The 11,373-nt window shown below is 62.3% G+C and carries 11 protein-coding genes; 10 read left to right on the forward strand and 1 reads right to left on the reverse strand.

The genetic code is table 11. From position 1 onward, the window contains the following. The first annotated feature begins 5 nt into the window (after positions 1-5). From H3O04_RS15605 to H3O04_RS15620, 4 genes are all read left to right on the forward strand, one after another. Positions 6-773, forward strand: coding sequence for an ABC transporter ATP-binding protein (locus H3O04_RS15605; protein ID WP_202588008.1), 768 nt, complete (start codon positions 6-8; stop codon positions 771-773). An 83-nt stretch (positions 774-856) separates the two neighbouring features. Continuing rightward, complete coding sequence (locus H3O04_RS15610; protein WP_006479584.1) at positions 857-1,291, forward strand: cupin domain-containing protein; 435 nt, start codon at positions 857-859, stop codon at positions 1,289-1,291. A gap of 294 nt (positions 1,292-1,585) precedes the next feature. Further along, entirely contained in the window at positions 1,586-1,723 is a 138-nt protein-coding gene (locus H3O04_RS15615; RefSeq protein ID WP_175769406.1) for an HHHH-motif protein, read from the forward strand. Positions 1,724-1,785: 62 nt separating this feature from the next. Next, positions 1,786-2,253, forward strand: a complete 468-nt coding sequence (locus H3O04_RS15620) for a DUF3761 domain-containing protein (protein ID WP_034174921.1) — start codon at positions 1,786-1,788, stop codon at positions 2,251-2,253. Positions 2,254-2,360: 107 nt separating this feature from the next. Here H3O04_RS15620 and H3O04_RS15625 read toward each other — a convergent pair whose 3' ends face one another. Further along, positions 2,361-3,716, reverse strand: coding sequence for a polyhydroxyalkanoate depolymerase (locus tag H3O04_RS15625; RefSeq protein WP_202588009.1), 1,356 nt, complete (start codon positions 3,714-3,716; stop codon positions 2,361-2,363). Positions 3,717-4,003: 287 nt separating this feature from the next. Here H3O04_RS15625 and H3O04_RS15630 point away from each other — a divergent pair, with 287 nt between their 5' ends. From H3O04_RS15630 to H3O04_RS15655, 6 genes are all read left to right on the forward strand, one after another. Continuing rightward, positions 4,004-4,666, forward strand: coding sequence for a glutathione S-transferase family protein (locus H3O04_RS15630; RefSeq protein WP_006479581.1), 663 nt, complete (start codon positions 4,004-4,006; stop codon positions 4,664-4,666). A gap of 241 nt (positions 4,667-4,907) precedes the next feature. After that, positions 4,908-6,158, forward strand: coding sequence for a cyclic nucleotide-binding domain-containing protein (locus H3O04_RS15635; RefSeq protein ID WP_202588010.1), 1,251 nt, complete (start codon positions 4,908-4,910; stop codon positions 6,156-6,158). A 13-nt stretch (positions 6,159-6,171) separates the two neighbouring features. After that, positions 6,172-6,936, forward strand: a complete 765-nt coding sequence (locus H3O04_RS15640; protein ID WP_202588011.1) for a flagellar motor protein — start codon at positions 6,172-6,174, stop codon at positions 6,934-6,936. A 74-nt stretch (positions 6,937-7,010) separates the two neighbouring features. After that, positions 7,011-7,682, forward strand: a complete 672-nt coding sequence (locus H3O04_RS15645) for an OmpA/MotB family protein (protein WP_202588012.1) — start codon at positions 7,011-7,013, stop codon at positions 7,680-7,682. A 171-nt stretch (positions 7,683-7,853) separates the two neighbouring features. Beyond that, complete coding sequence (locus H3O04_RS15650) at positions 7,854-9,716, forward strand: methyl-accepting chemotaxis protein (RefSeq protein ID WP_202588013.1); 1,863 nt, start codon at positions 7,854-7,856, stop codon at positions 9,714-9,716. A 751-nt stretch (positions 9,717-10,467) separates the two neighbouring features. Further along, positions 10,468-11,373, forward strand: a 906-nt coding sequence (locus tag H3O04_RS15655; protein WP_237666299.1) for a DUF6119 family protein, incomplete at its 3' end; no start/stop codon positions are given.

An 11,373-nucleotide genomic window follows, 5' to 3' on the forward strand; every position in this document is an offset into this window, starting at 1 on the left:
CCCGCATGTACAAGCTTACCGTTGACAACCTGCACAAGAAATTCGGCGACAACGAGGTGTTGAAGGGCGTGTCGATGAAGGCGAAGGCCGGCGACGTGATCAGCATCATCGGCTCGAGCGGCTCCGGCAAGAGCACGTTCCTGCGCTGCATCAACTTCCTCGAACAACCGTGCTCGGGGCAGATCACGATCGGTAGCGAGCCGATCCAGACCACGCGCGACCGCAACGGTTCGCTGCGCGCGGCCGACCAGAAGCAGCTGCAGCGCATGCGCACGAAGCTGTCGATGGTGTTCCAGCACTTCAACCTGTGGGCGCACATGACGGTGCTGGAGAACGTGATCGAGGCGCCGATGGCCGTGCTCGGCGTCGGCAAGGACGAGGCAATCGACCGGGCACGCAAGTATCTGGAGAAGGTCGGCCTCGCGCCGCGCGTCGAGGGCATGTATCCGTCGCACCTGTCGGGCGGCCAGCAGCAGCGCGTTGCGATTGCGCGTGCACTCGCGATGGAGCCCGAAGTGATGCTGTTCGACGAACCGACGTCGGCGCTCGACCCGGAACTGGTGGGCGAAGTGTTGAAGGTGATGCAGAAGCTCGCGGAGGAAGGCCGCACGATGGTCGTCGTCACGCACGAGATGGGCTTCGCGCGCAACGTGTCGAACCACGTGATCTTCCTGCATCAGGGGAAGATCGAGGAAGAGGGCGATCCGCAACAGATCCTCGTGAATCCGAAGAGCGAGCGGCTCGGGCAGTTTCTGTCGGGGCGGTTGAAGTAAGTACGCACACGGTTTCGCACCGCCGCAAAACTGGAACGCTTAATGCTTGTCTCGCGTGATCCTTTCGATGAAGGAGCACCGCGATGAGCACGCCGACCACCACCGCTTTTTCCCATGTGAAGCCGCAGGACACCGTCTTTCAAGGCGAGGGCCTGCGCGACTTCTTCCTGTACCGCGATCTCGGTATCGCGGCCGCGACGAACGGCAAGGTCGTCGCGCAACTCGTCAGGGCGAATCATGCACCGGAGGCGGGCACCGGCTGGCACCGTCACGAGGCCGAGTTCCATATCGTGATCATGCTGAAAGGCTGGGCGCGCTTCATGTACGGCGAACAGGAAACGCTGGTGGCGGCCGGCGACTGCGTGCACCAGGCGCCGGGGATCGTCCACTACCTGTTCGACTACTCGCCGGACATGGAGTACCTGGAGATCGTCGGGCCTGCCGACTTCAAATCGATTGACGTCGACGGCCCGTGCGCTGTGCCGGAGCCGACGCCGTGGGGCGAAGCTGGTGCGTAGCGTGCCGGTTGGGTGTGCGTTTTCGACGAACCGCCTGCATTCAGGCGGTTTTTTCTTGCTCCGCTGACTTTCGCGAACGGCCTTTCGCTTAGACACGTTCCTTCGAATTCCAAACGATCGCGAAGCTGAAGAGCCAGAAAGAAAAGAAAGACATTCGTCAGCTTCGAGCATCGATTGACGAGGCGATGTCAAAGATCGTCAATTGCACACGGGTGCGGTGCACGGCCCGTCGACGACCGGCGTTAAGGAGGTACCAGCCGGATCGCCGGCTGACCTGTCCGGGAGAGTTTCACCATGAACCGCATCGCGAAGATCCTGACGGCCGCCGCACTGGCTTGCGCCGTGCTCGTGCCGGCACTGGCCGAAGCGCATTCGCACCGCGTGTGCCACGTCGATCATCACCACCACCGCGTGTGCCGCTGGGTGCGGTAACCGTCGCCGTTGCCGGGAAGGCCCCGGAAGTTTTCATCATTCAGGCAAATCAGGAGAGGACCATGAAAAAAACGATGTTGATCGCCGCGCTGGTCGCCGGCATGGGTGTGTCGATCGGTGCGTTCGCGCAGGTTCCGGCCAGTGCGCCGGCCGGCACGACCGGGCTGTGCAAGGACGGTTCGTTCTACTCGGGCACATCGAAGAAGGGCGCGTGTGCAGGGCACAAGGGCGTGAAGACGTGGTACGGCGCATCGGCCGTCGCCGCGGCGAGCGCACCGGCCGCGGCGCCCGCAACGGCGGCTTCGGCCGCACCGGCATCGGGCACCGCACCCGCGAAGAGCGCCGCCGCCGCGACGACCGCCGCAGCGCCGGGCGGCGGCGCGGGCAAGGTGTGGGCGAACGACGCCTCGAAGGTCTACCACTGCTCGACCGACAAGTACTACGGCAAGACGAAGCACGGCAGCTACATGTCGGAAGCCGACGCGAAGGCGAAAGGCTACCACGCGTCGCACGGCAAGGCCTGCTCGTAACGAGCCGGCCCGGCGCACGGTTGGTTTCGCTCGCGCGCCGTCCTGATGCCGCAGCAAACATCGCCCCGCCTCTCCGGCGGGGCGATTCGCTGTGTCGCTAACCGCGTTCAGTGCGCGTGATCCGATTGCGCTTCGGTCGCCGCATCGATCGCGGCTGCGCGCGCATCGAGCAGCGCACGCAGCGTGACGTAGTGGGCGCCGCTGGTGTCGCTTTGCGCATCCGCGGTGCGATCGTACGGCTCGTTGTCGTGGATGGTCGCCCGCACGATCGGATAGATCTGTGATTCCCACCGGCTGCCGTTGAACACGCCGTAGTGCCCCACACCCGTCTGTACATGGTGCGTCTTCAGGTACGACGGCAACCCCGAACACAGTTCCTGTGCGGCAACCGTCTGGCCCACCGCGCAGATGTCGTCCTTCTCGCCTTCGATCGTCAACAACGCGGTGCGATGGATCGCCGCCGGTTCGACGAGCGTGTCGCCCACCGCCAGCTCGCCGCGCGCGAGCGCGTACTGTTGGAACACCTTCTCGACCGTTTCCAGATAGAACTCCGCGGTGAGGTCGGCCGTCGCGAAATATTCGTCATAGAAGTGCCGCAACGTGTCGGCTTTCGCGGGGTCGCCTTTCGCGCGTTCGTAGTACAGATCGGCGAACGACGCCGCATGCCGGTCCGGGTTCATCGACATGAACGCGCCGACCTGCACGAAACCCGGATACACGCACCGCTGCGCGCCGACGAAACCCGTCGGCACGACGCTGATCAGGTTGCGCGCGAACCATTCGATCGGCTGGCTCGTCGCGAGTTCGTTGACCTTCGTCGGATTCACGCGGCAGTCGATCGGGCCGGCCATCAGCGTGAGGCTCGCGGGCTGCGCCGGATCGCCGCCGGCCGCCATCAGCGAGACTGCCGCCAGCGACGCGACGGTCGGCTGGCAGATCGCCAGCACGTGCGCGTCCGGGCCGATGTGGCGGATGAAGTCGATCACGTGCGTGACGTACTCGTCGAAACCGAAGCGCCCGGCCGCCAGCGGGATATCGCGCGGGTTGTGCCAGTCGGTGATGTACACGTCGTGGTCGGCCAGCATCGTGCGTACCGTGCCGCGCAGCAGCGTCGCGAAGTGCCCGGACATCGGCGCGACGATCAGCACGCGCGGCTGGCGCGCGACCGGCCGGGCCTTGCGGAAATGCAGCAGCGTCCCGAACGGCGTGGTCGTCGCGGCTTCCTCGACGATCGGCACCGTTTCGCCGTCGACGACGACCGACGCGATGCCGAACGGCGGCCGCCGGTGCGAGAACGCGCAGCATTCGAGCAGTTCGCACAGCGCGTCGACCATGCGGCCCGTCGGCGTCGAAGTCGCCGGCGGCCACAGCGACATCGTCGCGCGCGTCGCGGCCGCCCACGCCCGCGCCGGGCGCAGGCATTCCGCAGACCATTGATAAAACGGATAGGCAAGCAGGTTCATGACCGTCGCTCGTGACGCCGCAGTGAAGGGAACGAGGCAAGCCGTATGCCAGCATGCTCGCTGGCACGCGCGTTGCACGTGGTTCCGGAACGCGGCGGCGCGCGGTACGTGATGGCGGCAGGGCAAAGGCCGTGCATAGCCGCGCTGGTCGGCGTGCGACACGTGCCGCGATGCCGTGCCGCGTTGCGCCAGTTCGGCGAACGCGCCGCACAGGCGTGGTGCGGCCGTTCATGCGGCGCGTCCGTTTACGGTGCAGGGGCACGAACGACATTCAGCAGGGGAGCAACATGGAATCCAACGCACGGACGACGCTGACCATCAGCAGCCGCAATTATTCGTCGTGGTCGATGCGCGGCTGGTTGCTCGCGAAGCTGAGCGGGCTCACGTTCGAGACGATCAGCGTGCCGATCGATGCGACGTCGCGCGCGGAGCTGCTGCTGCTGTCGCCGTCGATTCTCGTGCCGTGCCTGACGCACGACGGCAACGCGGTGTGGGACACGCTCGCGATCGCCGAATACCTGAACGAGATCCGCCCGCAGGCGCGGCTGCTGCCCGATGACCGGCATGCACGCGCGCATTGCCGGTCGATCTGCGGCGAGATGCATTCCGGCTTCAGCGCGTTGCGATCCGCGCTGCCGATGAACCTGCGCGGGCATTTCCCCGGCTTCCGGATCTGGTCGCGCGCGCAGCACGACATCGAGCGGATCGTGACGATCTGGCGCGAGTGCCTGGCCGAGTACGGCGGCCCCTGGCTGTTCGGTGCGGAGATCGGCATCGCCGACGCGATGTATGCGCCGGTCGTCACGCGCTTCCTGACCTATGACGTGAAGCTCGAACCGGACGTCGCCGAGTACTGCATGCGCGTCCTCGCGCATCCGTTCGTCGCCGAGTGGATCGAGGAGGCGAAGGCCGAGCACGAAGACATCGACGAGCTCGACATGGAGTTCTGACCCGACGCGCGCGATCGCGGCAGGCTTTCAATTTCACTACTTGCGCAGGCGGCGAAACGAACGATCGTTGTGCCCGCGCAATCCGCAAACGTTTCACCTTGATTTCGGTTCGAAACGAGTACGAATGCCCTAAAGGATGTTGCGCACGATGACGTAAACGAGTCACGGGGACGACTCGTGATCGCATGCTGCAGACGTGCGACGCGCGGTCCGCAATAACCAGCGCAGCAGGGGAATCGACTTGAATCGTCAGCAATCGTGGACGCGTACCGCGGCGCCCGGAGAAATCATCTATTCGGAGGGCTTCGCGGGCGAGCCCGTCCTCTTCCTCATTACCGACGGCAAGGTCGAGCTGTCCACGCGCTGCGACGACAAGCGCGTGATCATCGCGACGCTTGGCCGCGGCGAGTTCTTCGGCGAATCGGCGCTACTCGCCGCCGAACCGCGTGCGCATACCGCGAAGGCGCTGTCGTTCTGTCAGCTCACGGTCGTGCCGGCCGGCGTGCTCGATGAAGAAATCGAGCGCGTGTCCGCGCTGCTGCGCCATATCGTGCGAACGATGATTCGCCGCGTGAAGCGCAAGGACGACCAACTGGCGACCTATACGCATGCGGACTTCATGCCGGGCGTGCTGTCGTATGCGCACGTGCTGTCGCTGATGGCCGGCGCCGATGCGCGTGAAGCGGGCGACACGTGGGCGCGCCGGGCGATGCAGGCGCATGCGGCCGAAACTTCGGTGCCGCTCGCCGAAGTGATCCGCAAATGCCGCGCGATTGCAGGCCACTCGCGGCCGCACGTGCTCGCGATGCTGCGGCGCATGGAGAAGCTCAACCTCGTCACGATCGAAGCCGCGCAGGCCGACGGTGCCGGCGGCGCGACCGACTACGCGGCTTCGTCGGATGCGCGCCAGGTCGTCACGTTCGACGCCGCACGCGTGATCGACCGCGCGCAGCAGGTCGCCGATCACGATCTCGACGTGTCCATCAACAGCGAACTCGAACTCATCGAGCTGGCCGATCTTGAATCGCTGATCGGTGTCGACAAGACGCTGCTGCTCAACAAGCTGTCGAACGGCGAGATCGCGGAAGAAGTGTTCGCGTTCCGCAAATCGAAGGTGCTCAACTACGTCGAACAGAAGGGTGTGGCGTACTTCTCGCGCCGCACCGGGCGCCGCGGCGGCGACGTACGCACGCTCGAGGATCTCGTGTGGATCGACCAGCGCACGCTGTTCGACGTGATCAGCGCGTTCGATACCTACGACCTCGCGAAGCTGATCGCGAACCTCGACGATCGAGCGGTGGCCGACAAGCTGTTTTCCGTGATGACCGAGGCGCGGCGCAACGAGGTGTCGTGGGTGATGCGCCGCGAACTCAAGCTCGATCCGGTCGAGATCGAGGACATCGAGCAGCGCGTGCTGGAGGCCGTACGTGCGGCGAAGGCGGCTGCCGCGGGTGCGACGGCCGTCGCGTCGGCTTCAGCGTCGGATGCGTGATACGGAGGCGCGTATGGATCTGTTGACCCTGGTTGGCGTGGTGCTGGGCGGCGCGGCGATCGTGTTCGGGTTCGCGCTGGAAGGCGGGCATTTCTCGATGCTGTTTCAGTTCGAGGCGCTCGTGATCGTGCTCGGCGGCACGCTCGGCGCGGTGATGATCCAGAACACGTGGGCGCGCTTCTTCGACGCGGTGAAGCAGTTGCGGCTCGCGTTCGCGCGGGCGCGCGAAGTCGATCGCAAGAACCTGTCCGACCTGCTCGAATGGGGCGACCGCGCGAAGCTCGACGGGCTCCTCGCGTTCGAATCTATGGACGTGAGCGGCATTCATCCGTTTGCGCGACGCGGGCTCGAACTGCTGGCGAACGGTGTATCGACCGCGGTGCTCGAAGATGCGTTGCAGCGCGAACTCGATGCGTACGAACGCAGCCGCCTCGCCGCCGTGCGCGTGTGGCAGCAGGCCGGCGGCTATGCGCCGACGTTCGGCATTCTCGGCTCGGTGCTCGGGCTCGTGCAGGTGACGAGCCATATTCTGGAGCCGGCGCAGCTTGGGCCGGGCATCGCGGTGGCGTTCATCGCGACGCTGTACGGGCTCGCGTTCGCGAACCTCGTGTTCCTGCCGCTGTACGGCAAGCTGCGCGCGCAGATCGACAGCGAGATGCGGTTCCGCAAGCTGTATCTCGATGGATTGCTCGCGATTTCGCGCAAGGAGTCGCCGCATACGATCGAGACTCGGTTGACCGGCGATGTGCGCGGGCGGGCGGCGGAAACGCTGGCGTGATGTTCGTGCGCTTTGTGCTTGCGTGTGTCTGCACCTGCATCTGTACCGTTTGACGAACCCGGATTCCCGACAGCATGACAGCTCGAACTGACGGCGCATCCGCTGCCGATCGCGACGATGACGAACTCGAAGGCGCGCAGTCGGGGCGCTGGCTGATTTCGTACGCGGATCTCATCACGACGCTGATGGTGCTGTTTCTCGCGCTGTATGTGCTTCAGCTCGCGAAATACAACGCGCTCGATGCGCGGTATCAGACGCTTGCGCGGCAGGCTGGGGGTGCTGCGACTGCTTCCATCGATGCTGCCAAGTCCGACCCTGCGCCGCCGTGGCTCGCGTTGCTCGATTCGTTGAAGTCGAATGGACGCATTTCGCTGGTGAAGGCGCCGCACGGCGTCGAGATCGGTATCGACGCGAAGATCCTGTTCAACGTCGGCGATGCACGCTTGCTGCCCGATTCGTCGCAGGTGCTGAACCAGATCGCGCAGGCACTGAGCGAGCATGCAACCGGCGACATCCTTGTCGAAGGCCACACCGACAGCGTGCCGATCGCGAACGCGAAATACGAATCGAACTGGGAGCTTTCGTCGGCGCGCGCGGGGAGTGTGGTGCGCTACCTGAGCGAGCGCGGTGTCGCGCCGCATCGACTGGCGGCGATCGGGCGGGCCGATACGCAGCCGCTTGTTGCGGGGGGCGATGCTGGTTCGAGGGCAAGAAACCGGCGGGTAACGATTTTCGTTGCGTATTGATCAGCGCGTTGTCTTTGCGTGGTTCCCGCACATATAGGCGGCCGCATATGCCCGCCCATCAACAACATAACGAATCTCGAATGATCGCTATCTGAAATCAGCGATGCGATTCTGCGCGTGCATGCCGATAACCCAATCTGGCTCAGACCGAGCGGTTATCGAGGGTTCCCCATGCATTTCTGGCGCAAGCTTTCCATTCAGAACAAGCTGATTCTCAGCATGACGAGTTGCCTGCTCGTGTTCGTCGCGATTTCGAGCGGGCTCAGCGTCCGTCTGATCGGCAACGCGGTGCGCGATCGCGTCGTCCGCGAAGAGCTGCCGACCGCCGTCAATGGCATCCGCGCCGACGTGCAGCGCCAGATGGCCGGCCCGATCGCCGCGTCGCGCATTCTGGCGCGCGATGCGTTCCTGCTGCAATGGGAAGCCGACGGCGAACCCGATGCCGGCACGCGCAACTGGATTCAGCTCGCGAAGAACGTGAAGGACGAGCAGAAGGCCGCGTCCGCGCAGTGGGTGTCGGTGAAGAGCGGCAACTACTACAACGAAGCCGGCCTGCAGCGGAAGGTGACCGACAAGGATCAGTGGCTGACCAACTTCCTGTCGTCCGGCAAGGCGTACGACGTGAACATGGATCGCGAGGTGACCGTCGGCGGCTACATGATGTTCATCAACAGCCGCGTGGAACTCGACGGCGTGCCGATCGGCGCGGCGAGCATGAGCCTGTCCGTCGATGCGCTCGCGAAGGGCATCTCGGCTTACCGGATCGGTGAGACCGGGTTTGCGTACCTCGTGCGCCCCGACGGCGCGATCATGATGCATCGCGATACGTCGCTGATCGACGGCAAGCATTTTCTGAAGGATGAATCGGGGTTGCCAGGGGATGCGTCGTCGACGCTGCTTGCGGGCAAGCCGTATGCGTACCTCAGCTATGAGGGCGACGGCGGCGCGCGGTTCATCGCGACGTCGTTCATTCCGGAGCTGAATGCGTATGTGGTCGTTCAGGTGCCGCAGGCTGAACTGCTGGGGCCGGTGACGCGTGCGATTCGGAGCGCGGCGCTGGTGGCAGCGGTGGTGGGGCTTGGGGTTGCGCTGCTTGTGATCTGGCTGGTGGGGCGCGCGATTGCTGCGCCGATTCGTCGGGCGGCTACGCTGCTGTCGGAAATCGCCAGCGGTCAGGGCGATTTGACGCGCCGGATGACGGTGGAGAGCGAGGACGAGATCGGACAGCTGTCGGATGCGTTCAACCGGTTCGTGTCGTCGTTGTCGACGCTCGTTCATCGGATTCGGGCGGCTTCGGTTTCGATTGCGACCGGGTCGGCACAGATTGCTTCAGGGAATGCGGATCTCAGCGAGCGCACCGAAGGGCAGTCGAGCAACCTGGAGCGGACGGCTTCGTCGATGGAAGAGATCACGGCCGTGGTGCGTAACAACACCGAGACGGCGACTACCGCGGCGAAGATGATCAATGGCGCGGCGGATACGGCGGCGCGTGGTGGGCAGGTGGTGGGCGAGGTCGTGACGACGATGGAGCAGATCAGTGACGCTTCGCAACGGATCTCCGAAATCATCGTGATGATCGACAGTATCTCGTTTCAGACGAATATTCTGGCGCTGAATGCTGCGGTGGAAGCGGCGCGGGCGGGGGAGCAGGGACGCGGGTTTGCTGTTGTCGCTTCGGAAGTGCGGAATCTGGCGCAGCGCAGTGCGCAGGCGGCGAAGGAGATTAAGTCGCTGATCGAGCACAGCGCGGGGACGGTGGGTGCCGGGTCGCGGCTCGTTAGTGAGGCGGGGAAGGTGATGAGTGATGTTGTCTCGCAGGTTCAAGGCGTTAGCGCGATGATGAGCGAGATTGCAGAGGCTAGTTTGGAGCAGAGTGCTGGGATCGATCAGATTGGCGACGCGGTGCAGTCGCTCGATCAGATGACGCAGCAGAATGCGGCTTTGGTCGAGGAAAGCGCGGCGGCAGCGGAGAGCTTGAAGCAGCAGGCGGCGGAATTGACCAAGCTGGTTTCGGCTTTTAAGGTGGCTGAGTAAGGGTTTATTTGGGGTTTGGAGTTGAGTGTTTCTGAGGGCGGCTGCCGTGGGGTTACGGTGGCCGTTTTTGTTTGTCGGCACCGGATTCTGTGACGTTCTATAACGATGAACATTTTCAGATCAAAGGTCGCGGAGGCGGCGGCGGTGCTTCTCGCGTTCATTGTGGCGTTGGGGGGAGGTTGTTGGGCAGCCGACGGATTCTTATCTCGCTTATCGGTAGAAAGTTGCGGTGGATGTCGGTGCAGCTAGGATGGAAGATCAGGCGGATCTGGACAAGGAATATACGGCCGAGATGAATGTACGGCTGATTATGCTTGTCGGGACAGTGAAGGTGAAAGGACCTTCTGTAAAGGGGCATGTCCGCTGGCGAGGGGGGAGGCCAGCGATTGCGGCTTGTGGGGCGGGTGATCGAGGAAAAACGGCAGGCTTGTTTCGTGAAGCGTCTGTCCATCCAGGTCAGTTGCGCGCGGCTCGGGTCTAAGGCGCAAGCAATGGCGAGTGACGTGGTTCAATAGAGCGCAATCGCGTAGGTAAGGCACCTGTGCTCAATGCATTCGTATTTTTCGTGTCTTGCACATGTCGTTGATGTATGGAATATTGCGATGTGATGTGAGGTATTGGCTTTGTATTGTTGGAAATTTCTATCTAATTGTTGTGATGTGGGAAGTGGAAAATAATCGATAGTCGGGGGTGTAAGTTGGCGGAGAGAACAGCAGAAAAGAGGCATAAAAAGGTATCGTTAAATACATTTTTGCTCAAGAAGTCTGCCGGGAGTGCGTCCGGGAAGTTTTGGTCGGAGCGTGAATTTCTTGCGAAGCCACTAGATCAAGACGGAAGGCCAAGGAAAATCGATGTGGATGAGTACTCGCTCGGGGATAAGGGCAAGTTCGGGACATTGTACGTAAGAAAGCCATTGAGTGAATCAACTCCGGAGTGGGTAGGATTTATTGCTCCTCAAATAAGTCGATCGGGTGGGCTTGAAGGGCTAAAAAATAAAAGTGTGTCGGCACTGCTTGTCACTACTGTCAAAGGGAGGCAGTTTGCAGTCGCATTTGGGCATGGTCGATATATGTTGGACGCGGAGTGCATTGAAACTCGATTTGGAATTCGAGTGGCGCTTAATAGTATATCGCCAGATAAAATCGCATCAATCGACCGTCAGACATTCGAGGCAACGCCAAGAATCAGTAGAACGCAAGCGTTGCGTGCGACTTCCGTTGCGGAGTATGAAATTAATGAGCAACAAGATTTGCTGCGCGGGTTGGTTGGTTTTACTCTGAATGAGTATAAAGACGATCTCGGGGAAGTTTTGGCTGGGATGGATTCTCTTAAGGCAAGTGTCGGTATTGATCTTCCGAAGTTGGGGAAATTTCTCGAGGTTGCACTTAAAAGATCTTTGGCAGGAGACTATCGAAAGACTGATAATGGGCAGGCGGGCGCATTTGCGTGGGTGGATAATTTGGAGTCGGTTGATCGACCGGATATTTTAGATGAACTGGATAAAATGCTATGGAAGTTATTTGAAAGTGATGATTTTTCGACTATGTGGTTGGCTATTCCGGAAATTGTCAATTGGGAGGATGTTACGGGATTTTGCTACACTCGCGGAGAGTTGGAGTCGTCGATCCATGCCGCTCTCGATATTAAGGATCTAAAG

Source organism: Burkholderia sp. KCJ3K979, from assembly GCF_016759955.1.
Lineage (GTDB): Bacteria > Pseudomonadota > Gammaproteobacteria > Burkholderiales > Burkholderiaceae > Burkholderia > Burkholderia orbicola.